This is a genomic window from Xanthobacteraceae bacterium (assembly GCA_019454205.1).
GTDB lineage: Bacteria > Pseudomonadota > Alphaproteobacteria > Rhizobiales > Xanthobacteraceae.
Genome location: CP075369.1, coordinates 2405279 through 2425116, shown reverse-complemented (window position 1 = coordinate 2425116; position 19838 = coordinate 2405279). Strand labels below are relative to the sequence as shown.

General features: G+C 61.1%; 20 protein-coding genes and 1 tRNA gene. 18 read left to right on the top strand and 3 right to left on the bottom strand.

Annotated features, from left to right (window positions below; all coding sequences use genetic code 11):
- Positions 1–13 precede the first annotated feature (13 nt).
- Entirely contained in the window at positions 14–1456 is a 1443-nt protein-coding gene (locus KF794_12210) for a hypothetical protein (GenBank protein ID QYK44526.1), read from the top strand.
- Positions 1457–1506: 50 nt separating this feature from the next.
- On the opposite strand, the gene rpoH is transcribed toward KF794_12210, so the two are convergent.
- Both rpoH and KF794_12200 read right to left on the bottom strand, forming a co-directional pair.
- Positions 1507–2409, bottom strand: coding sequence for an RNA polymerase sigma factor RpoH (gene rpoH, locus KF794_12205; GenBank protein QYK44525.1), 903 nt, complete (start codon positions 2407–2409; stop codon positions 1507–1509).
- Between the two features lie 122 nt (positions 2410–2531).
- Complete coding sequence (locus KF794_12200) at positions 2532–3551, bottom strand: RluA family pseudouridine synthase (GenBank protein ID QYK44524.1); 1020 nt, start codon at positions 3549–3551, stop codon at positions 2532–2534.
- 11 nt (positions 3552–3562) lie between these two features.
- On the opposite strand from KF794_12200, the gene KF794_12195 reads away from it, so the two are divergent.
- From KF794_12195 to KF794_12150, 10 genes are all read left to right on the top strand, one after another.
- A complete protein-coding gene (locus KF794_12195; protein QYK44523.1) occupies positions 3563–3922 on the top strand; it encodes a hypothetical protein in 360 nt (119 codons plus the stop codon).
- A gap of 16 nt (positions 3923–3938) precedes the next feature.
- Positions 3939–4778, top strand: a complete 840-nt coding sequence (locus tag KF794_12190) for an EamA family transporter (GenBank protein ID QYK44522.1) — start codon at positions 3939–3941, stop codon at positions 4776–4778.
- A 62-nt stretch (positions 4779–4840) separates the two neighbouring features.
- A tRNA-Glu gene (locus KF794_12185) sits at positions 4841–4915 on the top strand.
- A gap of 30 nt (positions 4916–4945) precedes the next feature.
- Positions 4946–5716 carry a glucose-1-phosphate cytidylyltransferase gene (rfbF, locus tag KF794_12180; protein QYK44521.1) on the top strand — a complete coding sequence of 257 codons (771 nt, stop codon included), beginning with the start codon at positions 4946–4948 and terminating at the stop codon, positions 5714–5716.
- The gene (gene rfbG, locus KF794_12175; GenBank protein ID QYK46693.1) at positions 5716–6795 is read left to right on the top strand and encodes a CDP-glucose 4,6-dehydratase; all 1080 of its coding nucleotides are present in this window, start codon (positions 5716–5718) and stop codon (positions 6793–6795) included. Before rfbF ends, rfbG begins: the two co-directional genes overlap by 1 nt.
- A 5-nt stretch (positions 6796–6800) precedes the next feature.
- Positions 6801–8030 carry a methyltransferase domain-containing protein gene (locus KF794_12170; protein QYK44520.1) on the top strand — a complete coding sequence of 410 codons (1230 nt, stop codon included), beginning with the start codon at positions 6801–6803 and terminating at the stop codon, positions 8028–8030.
- Between the two features lie 8 nt (positions 8031–8038).
- A complete protein-coding gene (gene rfbC / locus KF794_12165; GenBank protein ID QYK44519.1) occupies positions 8039–8587 on the top strand; it encodes a dTDP-4-dehydrorhamnose 3,5-epimerase in 549 nt (182 codons plus the stop codon).
- A 3-nt stretch (positions 8588–8590) separates the two neighbouring features.
- A complete protein-coding gene (locus KF794_12160) occupies positions 8591–9406 on the top strand; it encodes an NAD(P)-dependent oxidoreductase (protein ID QYK44518.1) in 816 nt (271 codons plus the stop codon).
- Entirely contained in the window at positions 9403–10170 is a 768-nt protein-coding gene (locus KF794_12155) for a class I SAM-dependent methyltransferase (GenBank protein ID QYK44517.1), read from the top strand. The genes KF794_12160 and KF794_12155 overlap by 4 nt, the downstream gene beginning before the upstream one ends.
- 13 nt (positions 10171–10183) lie before the next feature.
- Complete coding sequence (locus KF794_12150; GenBank protein ID QYK44516.1) at positions 10184–11293, top strand: class I SAM-dependent methyltransferase; 1110 nt, start codon at positions 10184–10186, stop codon at positions 11291–11293.
- An 18-nt stretch (positions 11294–11311) separates the two neighbouring features.
- On the opposite strand, the gene KF794_12145 is transcribed toward KF794_12150, so the two are convergent.
- Positions 11312–12229 carry a glycosyltransferase family 2 protein gene (locus KF794_12145; GenBank protein QYK44515.1) on the bottom strand — a complete coding sequence of 306 codons (918 nt, stop codon included), beginning with the start codon at positions 12227–12229 and terminating at the stop codon, positions 11312–11314.
- A 251-nt stretch (positions 12230–12480) separates the two neighbouring features.
- On the opposite strand from KF794_12145, the gene KF794_12140 reads away from it, so the two are divergent.
- The 7 genes from KF794_12140 to KF794_12110 all read left to right on the top strand — a co-directional run bounded on the left by KF794_12140 (position 12481) and on the right by KF794_12110 (position 19768).
- Positions 12481–13275, top strand: a complete 795-nt coding sequence (locus KF794_12140; protein QYK44514.1) for a phytanoyl-CoA dioxygenase family protein — start codon at positions 12481–12483, stop codon at positions 13273–13275.
- Positions 13272–14039, top strand: a complete 768-nt coding sequence (locus tag KF794_12135; protein ID QYK44513.1) for a class I SAM-dependent methyltransferase — start codon at positions 13272–13274, stop codon at positions 14037–14039. The genes KF794_12140 and KF794_12135 overlap by 4 nt, the downstream gene beginning before the upstream one ends.
- Before the next feature lie 18 nt (positions 14040–14057).
- On the top strand, positions 14058–15641 hold the full coding sequence (locus tag KF794_12130) for a hypothetical protein (protein ID QYK44512.1): 1584 nt from the start codon (positions 14058–14060) through the stop codon (positions 15639–15641).
- Positions 15642–15741: 100 nt separating this feature from the next.
- Complete coding sequence (locus tag KF794_12125; GenBank protein ID QYK44511.1) at positions 15742–16878, top strand: hypothetical protein; 1137 nt, start codon at positions 15742–15744, stop codon at positions 16876–16878.
- A gap of 213 nt (positions 16879–17091) precedes the next feature.
- Complete coding sequence (locus KF794_12120) at positions 17092–18126, top strand: AAA family ATPase (protein ID QYK44510.1); 1035 nt, start codon at positions 17092–17094, stop codon at positions 18124–18126.
- Positions 18123–19385: a hypothetical protein gene (locus KF794_12115; GenBank protein ID QYK44509.1), complete on the top strand. Its 1263-nt coding sequence runs from the start codon at positions 18123–18125 to the stop codon at positions 19383–19385. Before KF794_12120 ends, KF794_12115 begins: the two co-directional genes overlap by 4 nt.
- Complete coding sequence (locus KF794_12110) at positions 19382–19768, top strand: hypothetical protein (protein ID QYK44508.1); 387 nt, start codon at positions 19382–19384, stop codon at positions 19766–19768. The genes KF794_12115 and KF794_12110 overlap by 4 nt, the downstream gene beginning before the upstream one ends.
- Positions 19769–19838 lie beyond the last annotated feature (70 nt).

The window sequence follows — 19838 nt, the reverse complement described above, 5'->3', positions numbered from 1 at the left end:
CCAATCGGGGCCAATGACCGACTATCGTCCGCTTCTTTCTCGCGCGATTGCGAACCTCGACCCGAATACGGGCGAGGCGCGCCGTGCCGTGTACGACCGCGCGCGGACGGCGCTGGTGAACCAGTTACGCGGCATGAATCCGCCGCTCGCGGAAGCCGACATCACGCGCCAGCGCCTCGCGCTGGAAGAGGCGATCCGCAAGATCGAAGGCGAGGCTGCGAGCGCGCAGGCTGCGCCTCCGCCTCCGCAGCAACCTGCGGCTCCGCCGTCTTTCGACGATCGTGCCCCGCGTGCGCCGATGCCGCCCCGCGCCGATGCGCCCTCCCGTGGCGCGCCGCCACCGCGCGATGCCTATGACAATGGAAACCGCGAAGCGCCGCGTCCGCCGCGCGAGCGCGACCCGTTCGCCGATGCGCCGCAGGCGGGCCGTGGCGCTCCGCCGCCAAGAGGCCCGCGCGAAGACGAATATCCTCGCGAGCGCGATCCGCGCGACACACGCGATCCTCGTGATCAGCGTGGCTTCAACGGCCGCGGTGCCGGTCCGCGCGGTCAGCGTCCGCAAAATGATCAAGGTTCGCTGCGTCCGCGTCATGGACGCGGCAAAAGCCCCGCGGATTACGCGCGCGAAGACGCGCGCCGCGCCGGCCGTACCAAGCTCGTGGTTGGAACAATCTTCTGTATTCTTCTTATTCTTGCGGGCACGCTCGGCTATCTGCATCGCGACAAGGTGTTCCGCCTGCTCGGCCGCGCCAAGACGGCGGTGACGCAGACGCAGACCGATCCGAACCAGAACAAGCCTGCCGACCGCATCCAGCAGAACGAACAGACGCAGCAGAACCAGCAGTCACCGCAGCCGCTGCCGCCGTCCACGCAGCAGACCGCAGGTGCGATCCGCGCGATCCTGTTCGAGGAAAGCCCAGGCGGACAGCAGTTCGTGAACTTCAACGGCACCGCCACCTGGCGCATCGAGACCATCAATCCGGGTCCGGGCCGGCCGGCTGATATCGGCGCGCGTGTCGATGTCTCGATTCCGGAGCGGAAGATGACGGCAGTGATCACCATCCGCCGCAATCCCGACCCCGCGCTGCCGGCCAGCCACTACGTCGAAGTGCAGTTCAACGCGCCCGACGATGCCAATGGGGGCATCGCGCAGGTGCCGGTGGTGCGCATGAAGAACAACGAGTCCGCGCAGGGCATTCCGCTCGCGGGCCTCAGCGTTCGCGTCATGCAAGGCTATTACCTGATCGGTCTTTCCTCGGTCGAAACCGACCGCGACCGCAATCTCGTTCTGCTCGGTTCGCAGCCGTGGTTCGACGTGCCGTTCGTCTACGGCAACGGCCGCCGCGCGGTGCTGGCGTTCGAGAAGGGCGCTGCCGGTGTGAAGGCTATGGACGAAGTGTTCGCTGCGTGGGGCTATGTCAAGCAGCAGGCGCCGCCGCACATCCAGCAGCAGTAACAAAAAAGCCGGGACAGATGTCCCGGCTTTTTCTTTTCGGTTTGTCGCCGTCAGTGCGCGGCGAGCGCCAGCGGCCGTTCGTCCTTCTGGATGCGCTCAACCACGGCCTTCTGCACCTTCTCGAAGGCGCGGACCTCGATTTGGCGTACACGCTCGCGCGACACGCCAAACTCCTCGGCCAGCTCTTCGAGCGTGACCGGATCGTCGGCAAGGCGGCGCGCCTCGAAGATGCGGCGCTCGCGATCGTTCAGTACGCCGAGGGCACCTTCCAGCGCCTTGTGGCGGTTCGAGCGCTCCTCCTGATTGGCGAGGACTTGCTCCTGGTTGTCGCTTTCGTCCACCAGCCAGTCTTGCCACTCGCCGGATTCGGAGTCGGTGCGGATCGGCGCGTTCAGCGAGGCGTCGCCGCCGAGACGGCGGTTCATCGAGATCACTTCTTCTTCGCTGACGCCGAGCTTGGTCGCGATCTGCTTCACGTGTTCCGGCTTCAGTTCGCCTTCTTCCAGCGCCGAGATTTTGCTCTTCGTTTTGCGCAGGTTGAAGAACAGCCGTTTCTGCGCGGCGGTGGTGCCCATCTTCACGAGCGACCACGAACGCAGGATGTATTCCTGTATGGAGGCGCGGATCCACCACATCGCGTAGGTCGCGAGGCGGAAGCCCTTCTCCGGCTCGAAGCGCTTCACGGCCTGCATCAGGCCGACGTTGCCTTCGGAAATGACCTCGCCGATCGGAAGGCCATAGCCGCGATAGCCCATCGCGATTTTCGCGACGAGGCGCAAATGGGACGTGACGAGCTGGTGTGCGGCGTCGCGGTCGTCATGCTCGCGCCAACGCTTCGCGAGCATGTATTCCTGCTGCGGCTCCAGCATCGGAAACTTGCGGATTTCCGCGAGGTAGTGCGACAGGCCGCCTTCGGAGACGGCCGGAAGATTGCCGGTAGATACGCGGGCCATGTTTGTCCCCTCTTTCCCGATCCCCGTAGGCGGATCGAACGCCGCTGCTTGGCTAAGCCAGTGGCAACGGACACATATAGGAACGCACTTGGCGGCTTTAAGGTGCCGCAGATGAAATATTTTTAACCTGCGCGTTTCGCCGGTTTTCGCAGCGAATCCCGCAATTTCCGAAGTTCCAGCGGCAATTTGCTTTCAAAGGAGAGCAATTTGCCCGTTCGCGGGTGTGAAAAAGCGAGACGCCAGGCATGCAGCGCCTGCCGCCCCAGCGCGTCGAGCGCGGCGCGCGGCGCTTCGGGCAGCAGCGCCGCCTTGGTGCGATAGCCCGGCCCGTAGACCTCGTCGCCGAGCAGCGGATGACCGCCATGCGCGAGATGCACGCGGATCTGGTGCGTACGGCCGGTTTCCAGTTCGCAGGAGATCATAGATGCGAGCGCGCTCTTGCCGTCCATGCCCGCGTAGCTTTCCAGTACTTCGTAATGGGTGATCGCCTCGCGCCCTTTTGCGCGCACGGCCATCTTCACGCGCGAGCGCGGATCGCGGTCGATAGGCGCGTCGATAGTGCCTTGCCGCGGCTTCGGCTCGCCCCAGACGAAGGCGAGGTAGCCGCGCGCGAGATCGCCGGTGCGGCCGTGATCGGCGAATTGCGCGGAGAGGGAGCGGTGCGCAGCGTCGTTCTTCGCCACCACCAGCAGGCCGCTGGTATCCTTGTCGAGACGATGCACGATGCCTGGGCGTTTCTCACCGCCGATGCCGGAGAGCGAATCTCCGCAATGTGCGATCAGCGCGTTGACCAGCGTGCCGGTGCGGTTTCCCGCGGCTGGATGCACGACCAGCCCCGCGGGCTTGTCGATCACGATCACGTCCTTGTCTTCGTAGACGATGGCGAGCGGGATTTTTTCGGCGGCGGGTTTCGCCGGTTCTGCCTCGGGCAAGACAAGCGCGATCTCGTCGCCCGCGTTGACCCTGTATTCCGGGTCTCTTACTGTCCGGCCGCTCACTTCGACTTCGCCTTCGAGGATCAGGTTTTTCAGCCGCGTGCGGCTCAACTCCTTGATGCGTTCCGCAAGAAAGCGGTCGAGGCGCGCGCCTTTATCTTCCGCGCCAGCGGAAATCCCGAAACGCTTTTCGTCCGAATTGGACATGATTTAGTTCTATGGCCGCCAGAAAAAAGAATCCCGATCCGCAAGATACAGAAGTCGCGCTCGATCCGCAGCAGGAAGCGATGGTGCGCAAACTGAAGCGGATGGCGGTGTTTTCCTCCGTGCTGATGATCGCGGGTTTCCTCGCGATCTTCGGCGTGATCGCCTACCGGCTCTCGAATGCGCCCGCGCCGCAAGCCGCCACGATCCCGGCGATCACCAACGCACTGCCGAAAGGCTCCCGCGTCGTGAACACGGCGGTGAGCGACGGCCGTATCGTCGTCACCATCGAGCGCGACGGCGTGACGGAAATGCGCGTGTTCGATCTCGCGACCCTGCAACTGCGCGGCACGCTGCGGCTTGAGCCGCAATAATACGCCACGATAGCGCATGGACCTGATCGTATTCCTCGCCGTGCTCGCGGGCGCCGTGATGCACGCGGGCTGGAATGCGCTGGTCAAAACCGGCCTCGACCGCACCACCTCGATTTTTCTGCTCGCGGCGTTTCAGGGAATCATCTCGCTCGCTCTGATTCCCCTCTTTGTGCTTCCCGCCGCACTGAGCTGGCCGTGGATCGCTGTGTCAGCGCTGCTGCACAGCGGCTACAAGATTTTTCTGATTCGCGCCTATGAGCACGGCGATTTCAGTCAGGTCTATCCACTGGCGCGGGGCAGTGCGCCGCTGATTGTCGCCATCGCCGGCATCTTCCTGCTGAACGAGAGCCTGACCGCGATGAAGTTCGCAGCCGTGTGCGCGATCGGGCTGGGCGTGATGCTGATGTCGGCGAAGTTCGGGGCAGGCGAGGCGATGCCGAGGAAGGCGCTCCTCTTCGCGCTTGGCACGGCGCTGTTCACCGCAAGCTATACGCTGGTCGATGCGGTCGGCGCGCAGCTTTCGGGAACGGCATCGGGTTTCACGCTGTGGATGTTCGCGGGCGACGGCATCCTGATGACGCTCTACGCGCTTCTTGTCCGTGGGCGCGGGTTGGCCGCTGCCGTGCGAGGCAATGTAGGAAGCGGAATCGTGGCCGGCGTGCTGTCACTCGGTTCCTACTGGATTGCGATCTGGGCCTTCACGCTGGCGCCGGTCGCGCTGGTGGCGGCGCTCCGCGAAACTTCGGTGCTGTTCGCCATGCTGATCGCAGTGTTCCTGCTCGGCGAGAAGGCGGGCGCGCAGCGCTGGCTGGCTGCGGCGCTGATCCTCGCGGGCATCGTGTTGATCCGGCTGTAGTTAATAAGGAGGCCCGCCGCTCGCTTGCTCCGCCCTGCGGCGCGCTGCTAGAACCCGCTCACGCTCCCTTCGTCTAGCGGTTAGGACGCGGCCCTCTCAAGGCTGAAGCAGGGGTTCGATTCCCCTAGGGAGCGCCAATTTTTTCGCGGGTCGTGCGTAGGGTTCTCATGAAAGCGGTAATTCTGGCCGGCGGTCTCGGCACCCGGCTCGGCGAAGAAACCCAGACGCGTCCGAAGCCGATGGTCGAGATCGGCGGCATGCCGATCCTTTGGCACATCATGAAGATTTATTCCGCGGGCGGCGTGAACGACTTCGTCGTGCTGTGCGGCTATCGCGGTTACATGATCAAGGAATTCTTCGCGAACTACTTTCTGCACAACGCCGACGTCACCTTCGACATCGCGAAGAACAAGATGGAAGTACACAACGCAGCCGGCGAACCGTGGCGGGTGACGCTGATCGACACCGGCGACAACACGCAGACCGGCGGCCGCATCAAACGCGCGAAGCGTTTCGTCGAGAATGATGCGGCTTTCCACGTCACCTACGGCGACGGCGTCGGCAATGTCGATATTCGCGCGCTGGAGAAATTCCATGCCGCGCACGGCAAGATCGCGACGTTGACCGCAGTGCAGCCCGCCGGGCGCTTCGGCGGATTGCGGCTGGAGCAGGATCGCGTCAGCGCGTTTCAGGAAAAACCGCTGGGCGACGGCGGCTGGATCAATGGCGGCTTCTTCGTGCTCTCGCCGAAAGTGTTCGACTACATCGACGGCGACGCCACGATCTGGGAGCGCAAGCCGTTGGAGCGCCTCGCGGGCGAGGGCGAACTGCACGCCTATCGTCATCCCGGCTTCTGGCATGCGATGGATTCGCAGCGCGACAAGGATGTGCTGAACGAGATGTGGCAGAAATCCGGGGCGGGCTGGAAAGTCTGGTGATGAACGCGGACTTCTGGCGGGGAAAACGGGTTTTTCTCACGGGGCACACCGGCTTCAAGGGCGGATGGATGGCGCTCTGGCTGGAACAGATGGGCGCCGAGTTGTCCGGCTATTCACTGCCGCCCGCGACAGAGGCGAGTTTCTTTGAAGCAGCGCGGCTATCGCGCGCAAACGGACGGTTCGCCGATCTTGCCGATCGTGATGCGCTTGCAAACTCGATCCGCGCGCATGGTCCCGACATCGTTATCCACGCCGCCGCGCAGGCGCTGGTGCTGCCCTCATATAAAGAGCCGGTCGAGACGTTCGCGACCAACGTGATGGGCACGGTGCATGTGCTGGACGCCGTGCGGGTTCTCAACGAGAAGCATGGCGGCAAGGTGCGCGTCATCGTCAACGTGACCAGCGACAAGTGCTACGAGAATAAAGAGACGACGCGCGGCTATCGCGAAGATGATCCGATGGGCGGACACGATCCGTATTCCGCGAGCAAGGGAGCGGCCGAACTCGTCACTTCCGCCTATCGCAATTCCTTTTTTGCGAAGGCGAGCGTGCGGGTGGCGAGCGTTCGGGCGGGCAATGTGATCGGCGGCGGCGACTGGTCGGAAGCGCGGCTGGTGCCGGACATTTTCCGCGCCTTCGCGCGCGGTGAGAAGGTGCATCTGCGCCATCCGAAAGCGGTGCGTGCGTGGCAGCACGTACTCGATCCGGTGCGCGGCTACCTGATGCTGGCGGAGCGGCTTTGGGAAAATGACGGTGCGAAGTTTGCCGGCGGCTGGAACTTCGGTCCGCCGCCGGAAGAAATCCACGACGTCGAAACCGTGACGCGCCTGTTCGCGAAGCGCTGGGGAAGCGGCGCGGGTTTTGAAATCGAAAAGAACGCCGCCGCGCCGCACGAAGCAGGCTTGCTGCTCCTCGACAGCGCGCGCGCGAACGAATTTCTCGGCTGGAAGCCGCGGCTTTCGTTCGAGCAAAGCCTGGAGTGGACTACCGACTGGTATCGCGCCTTCTACGAAGGCAAGAACGACATGCGCGCGTTCTCGCTTTCGCAGATCGAGCGGTTCGCTTCCGGCGCGGCCTGATCGTCATGGCGCAGGCTCGTTGCAGGTTCTGTTCGGCGCCGCTCTCGCGCGTGCTGGTCGATTTGGGCCTTAGCCCGGTCTCCAATTCGTTTCTGAAGAAAGAGCAACTCGGCGGCGCGGAGCCGCGCTTCCCGCTGAAAACCTTCGTTTGCGACGAATGTTTCCTGGTGCAGATCGAGCCGTTCGGGAAGCCGGAGGAAATCTTCGACGATTACGTTTATTTCTCCTCCTATTCGCAATCCTGGCTCGCGCATGCGAAGCAGTATGCGGAGACGATCGCGAAGAAGCTCTCGCTCGGCGCGAAAAGCCTCGTGGTCGAGATCGCAAGCAACGACGGCTACCTGCTGCAATATTTCCGCGCGCTCGACATCCCGGTGCTCGGCGTCGAGCCGGCGCATACGGTGGCGGAGGCCGCGGAAGCGAAGGGTATTCCGACGTGGCAGCGCTTCTTCGGCGTGGAAACGGCGAAGAAACTGACGGCGGAAGGAAAGCAGGCCGATCTACTGATCGGCAACAATGTGCTCGCGCATGTGCCCGACCTGAACGACTTCGTCGCGGGCCTTGCGCTGGCGTTAAAGCCGCGCGGCACCATCACGATGGAATTCCCCCATCTGATGCAGATGATCGAGAACACGCAGTTCGACACCATCTATCACGAACACTACTCTTATCTTTCGTTGGTGACGGTGCAGCGCGTGTTCGCAGCGCACGGCCTCACGATCTACGACGTCGAGGAGATTCCGACCCACGGCGGTTCGCTGCGCATCCATGCCGGACACCCGGCGGCATTCGCATCGCCTTCCGCGAACGTGACGAAGTTGCTCGAGACCGAGCGCGCGAAAGGCTACGAGAGTGCGGCCGCCTACGAAGGCTTCGCCGCGAAAGTGGACCGGATTCGCGACGATCTGCTGCGTTTTCTTCGCGCCGCGAAGGCGCAGGGGAAGAAGGTCGCGGGCTACGGCGCGGCGGCGAAGGGCAACACGCTCCTGAATTATTGCGCAATCGGCGGCGATCTCATTTCTTTTGTAGCGGACGCGAATCCGCACAAGCAGAACCTGTTTCTGCCCGGCAGCCATATCCCGGTCGCGGCGCCTTCGCGCATCTTTGCTGAGCGGCCCGACTATGTTCTGATCCTGCCCTGGAACCTGACGGACGAGGTTTCTTCGCAGCTCGAACAGGTCCGCGAATGGGGAGGGCGCTTCGTCACCGCCGTTCCGCACCTGCGGATTTTCTGACGGTGTCCATGCGTTTCGTCCCGGCAATCATCGCAGGCGTTTTCATCGTCGAGACCGATGTCTCGGAAGATATGCGCGGCAGTTTTGCGCGCGCGTTCTGCGAGCGCGAGTTTTCCGCTGCCGGACTGAACACGAACTGGCCGCAGCATAATTTCTCCCGCAATACGAAACGGGGTACGATGCGCGGTCTGCATTATCAGGTGCCGCCGCATGGCGAGATCAAGCTGATCCGCTGCGCGTCGGGCGCGATCTTCGACGTACTGGTGGACGTGCGCGAGAATTCGCCGACGTTTGGCAAGTGGGAGGGTTTTGAACTCTCTGCCGCAAATCACCGCGCGCTGTATGTGCCGGACGGCATCGCGCATGGCTTCCAAACGCTGGAGGACGACTCCACCGTGCTCTATCTGATGTCGGCGTTCTACGTTCCGGCCAGTGCGCGCGGCATTGCGTGGAACGATCCCGAACTCAATATTCCATGGCCGGTGGCGAACCCGGTGATCTCGGACGCGGACCGCTCGCACCCTTCGCTGCGAGCGATGTTCGGGAGAGGCGGGTAGCGAATGGCACGTTTCACCGTATTCGGATCGAACGGATTCGTCGGGCGTCATCTCACGCGGCATTTACGCCGGCAGGGGCACGAAGTCATAGCGGCGACGCGCTCCACGATGCCGAAGCCCGATACCATGATCGGACACGCGATTTTCTGCATCGGGATCACCGCCAATTTCAGGAACGAACCAGAGGCGACGGTTGAGTCTCAGGTGTTCGTGCTGACCGATATCCTGAAAAGATATCGGGCGGAATCATTTCTCTATCTTTCTTCTGCGCGAGTCTATGACGGAGCGGTAAGGACCGGCGAGAACGCGGTCTTGTCCGTAAGGCCGGGGTTGGATCATCTCTACAATCTGACCAAGCTGACCGGAGAAGCGCTGGTGCTGGCGCACGACAACGCTGCGTTCCGCGCCGTGCGGTTGTCGAACGCAATAGGGCCCGGTGCAAAGCCGGTGGCTTTTCTGCCGAGCGTGGTGGAGGAGGCGCGCAGGACTGGCCGGATCGTGTTTCGCACCGCGCCCGACTCCGCGAAGGACTATATCGCCGTGGAAGATGCGGTTGCGGTTATGGAGCAGATTGCGCTGCGCGGCGGACAGCGTCTTTATAACGTGGCGTCGGGCGCCAACACGACCAACGATGAAATCGCCGTGCTGGTGCGGAAATATCTTGCGGCGGAAACCGTTTTTGCCCCAGATGCCCCGGCGACGCGTTTCCCCGCTATCGATATCGCGCGCATTCGTGAAGAGTTTCAGTTTTCGCCCCGGACATTCGAGCAAACCTATGTGCGCTCGCTCGAACCGGAGCCGTCCGAGGTTGCAACATGATTACGAGTATCGACGAGGAAAAGGGCGAGGTCGTCGTCCGAGCTGGCGGCAAGGAGACCCGTTATTCGCTCGACAGTGCGGAGGGGTTTGCGGCCGTGTCGCGCGCATGGGTGCGTGCAACCTGGGATTCGAAATACATCTACAGCTTTAGCTGGTTCGGGCGTCCGGTGATCCAGCTACCGGACGACATGATGCGTATTCAGGAAGTGATTTACGCTGTGAAGCCGGACGTGCTGATTGAAACCGGCGTTGCGCATGGTGGTTCGCTGGTTTTTTACGCCAGCCTGTTCAAGGCGATGGGTAAGGGCCGTGTGATCGGCATCGATATAGAAATCCGGCCTCATAACCGCGCTGCTATCGAGGCGCACGAAATGAAGCCGCTGATTACGCTGGTCGAGGGCAGTTCGATTGCGCAGTCCACTTTCGACCAGGTGAAAGCGATGGTGCGTCCGGGCGAACGGGTGATGGTGATGCTCGACTCGAACCATCTGAAAGACCACGTCCTTGCCGAGTTGCGCTTGTATGGTCAGCTCGTTTCAAAGGACTCTTATATCGTTGCAACCGACGGCGTGATGGAGATCGTGGCCGGCGGGCCGCGGACGAAGCCGGACTGGCCGGAGAACAACCCCCGGCAGGCAGCGCTTGCCTTCGTGCAGGAGAATCGGGATTTCGTGATCGAAGAACCGAAATGGCCCTTCAACGAAGGCACGGCGAAGGATCGTGTCAGCTACTGGCCGGATGCGTTTATCAAGCGTGTGAAGTAAAACGGTCGCTCACTTGATCAGCAACAAGCGCATCGACGAATACGCGGAAAGCATGTTCCGTTACGAACGCCCACATGTGCGATGGATCGATGCCTGCGCCGCCTATCTGCGTGATGTTTTTGGCGGTGCGATCGAAGGAAAAGTTTTCCTCGATTATGCTTTCGGCCGAGGTAACTGGTCGCTAGCTGCGCGGAAAGCGGGTGCGGGGAAGGTGATCGCGGTCGATGCTTCCGCAAGTAATGTGCGCCGCTTCAGTGAATTCTGCCGCGAAGAGAGCGTCTCCGGCATCGAGATCGTCCACGGCAACGCCATGCTGGAACCGTTATCTGTGCGTGCCGATATTCTTTGGATTTACGGCATTCTCCATCATATCGCCGAGCCGGTGATATTCGCGAAGAACATCGCCGGATTGCGCAGTGACGACAACGCGCTCGCGCTATTCTATTCCTATGATCGTGGAAGCCTTCGCGAAGCCGTGGTCGAGAGTGCAAGAAGCGGATTTGTATACGAGAACGCGCAGGAGTTTTTTTCGGACTCTTTTCTTTATTCTCCTGCTGCGCGCCTCCGGGCGAGGGACGATCTGACCGCGCCGGTTGTGCAATGGCATACAGCGGAGGGGCTGGGGGAAATTCTGAAGAAAGCCGGGTTCGCGATCCGGCAGCAGTGCCGCAGCTTTTCCGAATTCGGCGGCGCTAAACAGGACGGCGAGTTTTCCCCGCATCATTTTCTTTGTGGGCTTGGTTCAGGTCAGCCGGTTTCGCTGCGCGAACCGGATCGCCCGGATGCAGCAGATTTCCCGATCCTTACTGCGCTTGCCGAGCAAGTTTTTGCAGCGGCGGATAAGGACCAGAAGCGCAAGCTTGCGATTGGGTTGTGCAACACGCACTTCGCTACGCTGCATGCGAACCCTGCGGCGAGCGCTTGCGTCATCGAGGATTATACTTTTCTGGCGAACGCAGGCTTCAGGCTTGGCGTCATGGATGACCGGCTGCCAGCTTCGTTGGCGCCTTATGCCGATGCCACACGAGCGGCGATGGAGGGTAGGTCGAGAGGATTGCCGGATAGCGTGCTGGAGAAATCTCCACTCGCGCGATTTCTCGACAAGAACACAGTTCGATTCTGAGGCTCGTCCGCCTGGTTTTTATGACTTGCCGAATGCCGTTCGTATCGCGTGGCGGACGCGCCTGCGCCAGATCGTTCGTGCCGGCATGATTTTTCTGGCCATGAAATGCAGCAGAAACAGCCGCCAAGTCGCGGCACGGACAGGGTTTGAAATTGCTTTGTCGATCCACTGCGAGCCAATGCGATAAAAGCGCTCGCGAAGCATAACTTCGAAATCTAGCTTCTCCGTGATCGTGTCGCCTTTTTTATACTGATGCGTGGCGCTTACTGGCGCGTCCTTTTTTTCGAAGCGCTGCATCGTGAACGTGGTGTCGTTTGTGCCTGCGATCAGCCCGTTTAAGCCGAAGTAAAAGAGCACGAGCTGGTCGCAAGCCCATGGTTCGACGTATTCAGCCAGCGCCTGTTCCAGAACGGGCAACAGAACGTCGTGGTCATAGATTCCGTATACCCAGCTTGGCGTTGATTTGAGCAGCAGACGCATTCTCGCGATATCGCCGGTGCCGACTTGCGGGAAAGGTATTTCGCCGCGAATTTCGCGCTCGGCGCCATCGATGCGTTGCTGAATAGTTCTGGCGGCAACCAGTCTGCAGTGAGGGCTGGCATCGCGTGTCGCAATCAGCTTCTCGAGATAATCTGGCGCCCACAGGTCGTCATCGGCCCGCCACATGAATAGCGGCGAACCGGCGCGCCGTAACCCGTCTGCGAAATTGATCAGGCCGGGTATATGTTCGGGCTGTCTTAGGTGACGAAAACGGGGATCCTTGGCGCAAAACTTCGAGGCGATATCGGCGGTCGCATCAGTCGAGGCATTGTCGAGGATCAAAACGTGGTAGTCGCGATGCGTCTGTGCTGCAATGTTATCGAGACAACTTTGAAGATATTCACTGCGATTGAATGTCGGTAGTGCAATGGTCAGGCGGGATTCGGGAGAAGGCATCGATCGGTTCGTCCGAGGTCGGTTCTTTGGGCGCCGGGCTGCGAGAAGGGCGCTTGCGAACCACTGTGCCGGACTTTTCGCAGGAAGAGGCAGCTTTGCCCAGCCAACTCTTTTTTGCCCTGCGGACCAACTGACGCAGGCAGATGGGATATTCGTTGGGAAATGCCATCAGTGGAGGCAGTGCATAAGCCTTGAATCCTCTGTCTTTTTGGGCGTTTGAACAGCCTATGGGGATGGTGTAACAACCCCGCATGCGAAAATTAACCGATCAGGAACTGGCCCGTTTTGAAGAGCATGGCTACGTCGTTGCGCGTGGTTTCTTCGACGGCACCTCATTTCTCGACCAGACTTCGGCGGAAATCGAAACGCTCGGCAAGGTATTCGACGCGAGCTTCAGTATGCCGGAGGCAACCGGACGGCTGGAAAAGATGGCCGGTCCCATTCGCGGAAAATTCTACGACGCGTTGCGTTATCTCGTGACGCTCAACCAGCTGGCTTCAGCAGAGGCTCTTACCGGCGTTTCCAGGCAACTCGGCCTGCAACTGCCTGCTGTGATGAAGTCCTACAACATCCGTATGGACATGCCTTCGGAAGACAATCGTCTGTTTCATTGGCATCAGGACATCACTTACCTTTTGGGTTCGCTGAATTCGCTCACCTACTGGATTCCATTCGGTCCGGTCGGTGCCATGCATGGCAGCGTCGAGGTCGTATCCGGAAGTCACAAGGAGGGTATGCTGCCGGTACGTTACACGCGCGATGGAACGCCGCCCTCTAACAAGTCGATGTCGCCGACCGATCTGGTGCTCGTGAACGAGCCGACCGAGAACGGTGAAGTGGTAGAGGCGGATCGCGGCGATCTCGTCGTGTTCTCTCAATTCATCCTGCACCGGAGCGTTCCCAATCGTAGCGACAAGGTTCGCTGGACAGCGCAGGTGCGTCACGCCGATCTGGCCGAACCGGAATTCGTTGCCGCAGGCTATCCGTGGGGCGATGTGACAAATATCTATCACACTAATTATCTCGCCGAAGCGCGCCTAAAATGAAGGACAACGTGCTCGCCGAAGTCGGCATGTCGCGCGACCGCAACACGGCCGACACCCTTTCCTATTACGACGATCTCGTTGCGTTCTTCCGCGAGGACGACACCGGCGACCTGATGAAGCTGCGGTCGTTTTCGGTCTATACGCCGCGGCAGGCGATCAGCGATTTTCTCGCGCGCTATGAACTGTTCCGGCAGATCAAGGACGTGCAGGGATCTGTTCTGGAATTCGGCGTGTTCAACGGACAAGGGTTGATGTCCTACGCGCATTTCAGCTCCATTCTGGAGCCGAACAACCTGACGCGTGAAATCGTAGGGTTCGACACCTTCGAGGGTTTTCCCGACATCTCCGACAACGACAAGCGGGGCGATTCGGCGCTTGTGAAAAAGGGCGGCTTGCGCGCGGATTCGTACGAGCGCTTGCAGCGCGCAATCGCGCTCTCCGACCGCAATCGTTTTCTCGGCCATATGCCTAAAACCCGCTTGGTGAAGGGTGATGTGCTGGAGACGCTGCCCAAATTTCTTGACGAAAGCCGTCATCTCCTGATCGCGTTGCTCTACCTCGATCTCGATATCTATGAGCCGACGAAATTCGTGCTTGAGAACTGCCTCAAGCGCGTTCCCAAGGGCGGGATTGTTGCGTTCGACGAACTCAATCACCGCGCATTCCCGGGCGAGACCGCAGCGCTGCTGGACGTGCTCGATGTCGGGTCGGTGGAAATCAAGCGCGTGCCGTTCTGCTCGCGCATTTCCTATTTCGTCCGTTAGTTTTCCAGAAAAGTACGCATGGTGATTATTCTCGGCCTGCATCGCGACCCTTGGCACAATACCGGCGCGGCTCTGATCCGCGATGACGGCAAGGGTCCCCATGTCGTCATGGTGTCCGAGGAGCGCCTCGATCGCGTGAAGGATTCGCGCGCGTTTCCGAAGCGCGGCATTGAAGCCTGCATGCGCGATGCGGGCGTGAATTCGCTCGATGAAATCGACATGGTGGTGCTCGATTACATTCGCGTTCCCGACTGGCGGCGCGACGTATTCGAGAAATCATCGATTGCGGGGACGCTGCTGGAGAAAATCGATCCCGCGCGTATCCATGTCATCAACCATCACCTTGCGCATGCCTGTTCGACATTTTTCTCCTCGACGTTCGAAGATTCCGCGATTCTGATTGTCGATGGCCGCGGTTCGGACAACGAGACGCAAAGTCTATTTGAGGGGAACGACCGCGGAATTCGCCGCGTAGCGCATACCGATACCATCGGCATCGGTCTGATGTACGCCGCGGTGACGCATGCGGTCGGTTTCGGACTGTTGCAGGAAGGCAAGACGATGGGTCTCGCCCCATATGGCCGCGATCTGCCAGGACCGCTTCTGCACATCAATAAGCATTACGACGGTATCGTCACGGATTACTCGGATTTCTGCGTCGAAGGTGAGTATGCACTGCGCAATCCAGTGAAAATCGAAACCTTCGACGAGAAGGCGCGCGCTTCTTTTGATGCGCAGAAGGAGTGCGAAGAGGCGCTACTGCACCTCGCGGCCTATGCAAAGGAAATGACCGGCAAGAAACGGTTGTGTCTGTCCGGTGGCGTGGCGCTGAATTCGGTTGCCAACGACATCATCCGCAAGAGCGGCATTTTCGAAGAAGTTTTTATCAATCCCGCGTCGTCCGACACCGGCATCCCGCTCGGCGCGGCGCTGTATGGTTATCATGTCATCGCCAACCGTCCGCGCATGACAAAGGAAGTTTCGCCCTATATCGGGCCGCTGTATGGCAAGGACGACGTGGAAGCGGCGGTGAAACTCGCTGAAGGCCGATGCAAGATCGTGCGGGAAAATGTGCTGGAGCAAACCGCTGACATGCTTGCGGCCAACAAAATCGTCGGTCATTTCCACGGCCGTTCTGAAATGGGTCCGCGCGCACTCGGCAACCGCAGCATGCTGATGAGTCCGATGAAAGCCGAGAACAAGGACACGCTCAACGCGCGGGTAAAGCATCGCGAAGCGTTCCGGCCATTTGCGCCAGCTTGTCTGGAGGAACGTGCGGCAGAATTTTTCGAGATCGACTGCCCTAGCCCGTACATGCTTCTTGTGCCGATGGTGCGAGAAGAGAAGCGCGCCGTCATTCCCGCGGTCACGCATGTCGATGGCACGGGACGGCTGCAGACGGTAAGCGAGAACGACAACCCGCGCTTCCGCAAGCTGATCGAATTGTTCGGGCAGCGCACCGGCGTCCCCGTTTTGCTCAACACCTCGTTTAACGACAATGGCGAACCGATTGTGGAGACGCCTGCCGATACTGTCCGATGCTTCCTCAAGGTAGACCTCGATGCGCTTTTGCTCGACGATGTGCTCCTGATCAAAAATTGAGCGCTGGGGTCTGCTTACAGCGCCGGCTTTTGCAAGAATCGTAACTGGTTCTATCGAGCCACTTGTCTTGCCTCCGTGCCTGTAGCAATTTTGCGCTTCTATGCGCGACCGCTTTCTCCAACTGATCTGGCGCGAACTCGACAAGATCGACGAGAACGACGCCTCCCAGCGGCAAGCGGTCTATGACCGTATGCATCGTGCCCTTGTTCGCGGTTATGCCGGCGGGTCTCAAGGTTCCGCCGATCCGGCCTACTTGGAAGCTTCGCTCGATCTCGATGACGCCATCGCCGAAGTGGAAGATTATTTCCATGCCGCGCCCAAAGGCAGGGTGGAGCGAGCCGTCGGTGCTACTACGAGGGGCTTCAAACTCCTGAAATTGCGCTACGGCGCATTCGCAGGTGCGCTTACGTTTCTCGGCGACCTTCTGAAACCCATTGTCGAACTGACGCAGCCGGTATTGATCGGGTCGGTGTTGTTCGGCGGGCTGTTGCTGATACTCAGGCGTTTCGCTGGCGGAATGAAAGCGCAGGTCACGAATGGCGCGCAGTTTTGCGGCGTCCTTTTCGTATGCAGCGCAGCGCTGTTCGGTTTGCAGAATGCCGTACCTAACGCCAAGACCAACGGCGCGATAGCCGAGATCGTACCGGGTGCCGGGGCCGTGCAGAACGCGCTGCTTGCCGCGCTGGGACGCATCGAAGCACAATCGCAGCGTACGGCGGACATTCTTGAGCGGCAGGAGAAACGGCAGCTCGAAGAAAAACAAAAAGCGGAAGAGCAAGCGACTGCCACCGAGCAGGCCACGCTCAAGGAGCACCGGGACACTATTCTTGCCGCCGGATACTCACTGGATGCCGAAGGCGTGGTGAAAGCCTATGCCGATCAGCAGTACATGCTTCAGTTTCACTATCAGATGCTGAAGATCAGGCCGACGGAGGAAGCGACGCGGAAAATATTATCCGAATTGCGAAATCCAGAATTTGCCAATCTCATAGGACGGATGGAGCTTGATGCTGCGATGTTTCCTTTCGGAAAAGGAATCGTGCAGCAGGTCAAGGAAAAGCGTAACCGCCTGTCTTCCGTCAATTTCAACAATCCTGAAACGCTCGGTATTCTTTGCCAGCCTTCATCCTACGCGCCGAAGATCGACGAGCAGTTGCTGGCGAGGATATGCGCGAGGGACCGGCGCTCGGCCGAGTTTCTCAGCAGTCTCGCCGTGTTCGTACAGCAGAACTACTGACTGTGCCGCGCAGAAGAAGAAGGCTTCGCCGCGCCTAACTGTGCCGCCGCCCGCAACCGGCAACGACCCCCGATTGCACCCGATTTTTTTCTACTTATAGGCCGCAACCCACACGCGAATCCAAAAGAAATTTCGCGCGCCGCTATAGCGCTGCCCGAAACGCCTTCCTAGATGCCGCCGACCGCCCGTTCCGGGTGGATAGAGGGAAGCATCATGAACGCACCGGTCCGGGTTCGCGACGAAAGCATCACGCTGCATCAAGCCAAGAAGCTGGTGCAATGCATGGCCCACGAGCAGAGCTTTCTTCTGCTCTCGCCCCCGGGCATCGGCAAATCGGACATCGTCTATCAGGCGGCCGCCGAGGCCGGGCTGCCGTGCCGCTCGCTGCTCGGCACCCAGATCGCCCCGGAAGACGTCAGCGGCATCCCGCGCATTGTGGGCGAGCGCTCGGTGTTCTGCCCGCCGCGCATCCTGCTGCCCGAAAACCCGGAGCCGTTCTGCCTGTTCCTCGACGAACTGCCCGCCTGCGCGCCGGACGTGCAGAAGGCGTTCTATTCGCTGCTGCTGGAGCGCCGCCTCGGCGAGCACCAGTTGCCGAAGGGCACCTGGGTCGTTGCCGCCGGTAACCGCGCGCAGGACCGCGCGCTTGTGCGCGCCATGAGTTCGGCGCTGGTCAACCGCGTCACCATCCTGCACCTGCGCGCCGACGTCTCCGAATGGCAGGCGTGGGCCGCGAAGAACGGCGTGCGTGCCGACGTGCGCGCGTTCATCTCCTACATGCCCGACGCGCTGATGCGCGAGGTCCCGGCCGATCCGGTGCCGTTCTCGACACCGCGTGCATGGGCGCAGTTCTCCCGCGCGCTCGACATGGCGGAGCAGGCCGGCGTGCTCAACGACGAGTCGCGCCGCGCGCTCGCCTTCGGGCGGCTGTCGGCGGAAGACGCAGCCGTGTTCTGCGCGCTGGCGGAAGAATCCATCGGCCAGATGCAGCCGATCGAGGACTACATCAACAAGCCGGACCTGTTGCCGAAAACCGATGCGGCGCGCTGGTTCGTCCTGAATTGCATCCGGCAGAACCTGCGCGACGGCAAGCTCGCGAACCTGAAGCCGCGCGCGGTGAACAAGTTCCTCGAAAGCCTGCCGGCGGAAGCACGGCTCACCGTCATCAGCGAACTGGTGGAGCCGTGGGGCGCGCTCGGCGCGGACAAGGCGATGCTGAAGCTCTTGAAGGAAGTCACCTCGATATGAGCGACGTCCCTTCCATCGAGCAGACGCTTGCGCGTATCCGGCGCGGACTGAAGCTGGTCACGGTGCCGATGCCGCACCTGGCCGGGCTGGCCGCGGCGGTGCGCCCGGAGATCGACGACCGGATTCCGACCATGGGCATCTTCGCCTCTGGCCGGATGATCGCGAACCGGCAGTTCACCGCCAAGCTGAAGGAGAACGAGCTGATCTTCGTGCTCGCGCACGAACTGATGCATCTTGCGCTGCTGACCCACGACCGCGCCCGCGGTTCGGGGCGGCTCGAGTTCAACTACGCGCACGATTACATCATCAACGACATCCTGCGCGCCGAACTCGGCTTCACCTATGTCCCGGCGGGCGGCCTCGACATGCCCGGCGCGAAGGAAAAATCCGCCGAGCAGATCGTGCTGGAGATGCGCAAGCGCGGCAACGAAATCCAGTCGCGCACGCAGGTCTGGAACGGGAAGGAGACATCGGCCCGCAATGCCCTCGATCCCGCTTCGCCGGACCGCAGCAGCGAGCAGGAAGGCGAGGAGCCGGGCGACGTGCTCAGTGCCGAGCGCGAGCGCGAGATGTTTCCGGACTGCAAGGGCGACCAGCAGGACGCCATCAAGAAGGTGCGGGCTGCCGCCGCGCGTTCGAATGCGCTCGGCAAGGCCATGGGCGCGGCGCAGGGGCGGGGTTCCGCGAGCGGCGGCACCGTGCAGGCGGTCACCGCGCTGCGCGGTGTCTACCGCACGCCATGGGAAATGGCGTTGCAGAAATGGATGGAGTCGGTTGCCCCGGGCGAGCGCACGTTCTCGCGGCCTTCGCGACGGGAGGCGGTGCGCGGCGACATCGTGCTGCCCGGCCGCAAGCGCGAGTCGTGGATGCTGAACGTCGTGCTCGATTCCAGCGGCTCGATGACCGAGGCGATCCCCTATGCGCTCGGCGCGATCGCGGACTTCTGCGACGCGGTTTCGGTCGATGAAATCCGCCTCGTGCAATGCGATGCCGAAGTCACCAGCGACGAGGTGCTCTCGCCGCAGGAACTCTCGCAGTATCAGGTCAGCGGCTATGGTGGCAGCGATCTTACCCCCGCCATGCGCGCGCTGGCCGAAGATCCGCGCATCACCGCCGTCGTGGTCATCACCGACGGCGACATCCTCTATCCGCAGGACGAGATGCCCTACGGCGTCCTGTGGGTGCTCACCGCGCAGGGCAATCCTTCGTTTCGTCCGTCCTACGGACATATGATTACGATGCAGGGAGGCCGCTCGTGAAAGTCGTGCAGGAACTCGTTCAATATTTCGACCGGCGCGGGCAACTCACGCGCAAGCAGATCCACGCGCTGCTGGAGCAGGGCTTTCTCGCGGGAGAAGCGCCGAACACGATGCTTGAACTCGGCGACCAGATCGGCGCGAGCTATTACTTCCGCGTGAAGGGCAATCCCGAAGGGCAGGTCTGGGGTACCGGCACTTATACCGGCGACTCCAATGTCGCGACCGCCGCGATCCATGCGGGTCTCGTGAAGGCGGGCGAGGTTGTTGTGGTGAAGGCGACCGTGGTGCAACCGCTCCCCAAATATCAGGGTAGCAACATGCACGGCATTACCAGCCACGACTTCGGGCGCTACGGCACGGCGTACAAGCTGTCGGCGATTTGACCTGAGAGAGCAGCCGGCACAGGCCCGGCTACTGCGAAGCGAAAACAAAAACGCCGGCCTCTAGGGCCGG

Excerpts from the sequence above, each read along its gene's own strand:
- KF794_12210 (QYK44526.1), top strand. The coding sequence starts at position 14 with ATGACCGACTATCGTCCGCTTCTTTCTCGCGCGATTGCGAACCTCGAC.
- rpoH (QYK44525.1), bottom strand. The coding sequence starts at position 2,409 with ATGGCCCGCGTATCTACCGGCAATCTTCCGGCCGTCTCCGAAGGCGGC.
- KF794_12200 (QYK44524.1), bottom strand. The coding sequence starts at position 3,551 with ATGTCCAATTCGGACGAAAAGCGTTTCGGGATTTCCGCTGGCGCGGAA.
- KF794_12195 (QYK44523.1), top strand. The coding sequence starts at position 3,563 with ATGGCCGCCAGAAAAAAGAATCCCGATCCGCAAGATACAGAAGTCGCG.
- KF794_12190 (QYK44522.1), top strand. The coding sequence starts at position 3,939 with ATGGACCTGATCGTATTCCTCGCCGTGCTCGCGGGCGCCGTGATGCAC.
- rfbF (QYK44521.1), top strand. The coding sequence starts at position 4,946 with ATGAAAGCGGTAATTCTGGCCGGCGGTCTCGGCACCCGGCTCGGCGAA.
- rfbG (QYK46693.1), top strand. The coding sequence starts at position 5,716 with ATGAACGCGGACTTCTGGCGGGGAAAACGGGTTTTTCTCACGGGGCAC.
- KF794_12170 (QYK44520.1), top strand. The coding sequence starts at position 6,801 with ATGGCGCAGGCTCGTTGCAGGTTCTGTTCGGCGCCGCTCTCGCGCGTG.
- rfbC (QYK44519.1), top strand. The coding sequence starts at position 8,039 with ATGCGTTTCGTCCCGGCAATCATCGCAGGCGTTTTCATCGTCGAGACC.
- KF794_12160 (QYK44518.1), top strand. The coding sequence starts at position 8,591 with ATGGCACGTTTCACCGTATTCGGATCGAACGGATTCGTCGGGCGTCAT.
- KF794_12155 (QYK44517.1), top strand. The coding sequence starts at position 9,403 with ATGATTACGAGTATCGACGAGGAAAAGGGCGAGGTCGTCGTCCGAGCT.
- KF794_12145 (QYK44515.1), bottom strand. The coding sequence starts at position 12,229 with ATGCCTTCTCCCGAATCCCGCCTGACCATTGCACTACCGACATTCAAT.
- KF794_12140 (QYK44514.1), top strand. The coding sequence starts at position 12,481 with ATGCGAAAATTAACCGATCAGGAACTGGCCCGTTTTGAAGAGCATGGC.
- KF794_12135 (QYK44513.1), top strand. The coding sequence starts at position 13,272 with ATGAAGGACAACGTGCTCGCCGAAGTCGGCATGTCGCGCGACCGCAAC.
- KF794_12130 (QYK44512.1), top strand. The coding sequence starts at position 14,058 with ATGGTGATTATTCTCGGCCTGCATCGCGACCCTTGGCACAATACCGGC.
- KF794_12125 (QYK44511.1), top strand. The coding sequence starts at position 15,742 with ATGCGCGACCGCTTTCTCCAACTGATCTGGCGCGAACTCGACAAGATC.
- KF794_12120 (QYK44510.1), top strand. The coding sequence starts at position 17,092 with ATGAACGCACCGGTCCGGGTTCGCGACGAAAGCATCACGCTGCATCAA.
- KF794_12115 (QYK44509.1), top strand. The coding sequence starts at position 18,123 with ATGAGCGACGTCCCTTCCATCGAGCAGACGCTTGCGCGTATCCGGCGC.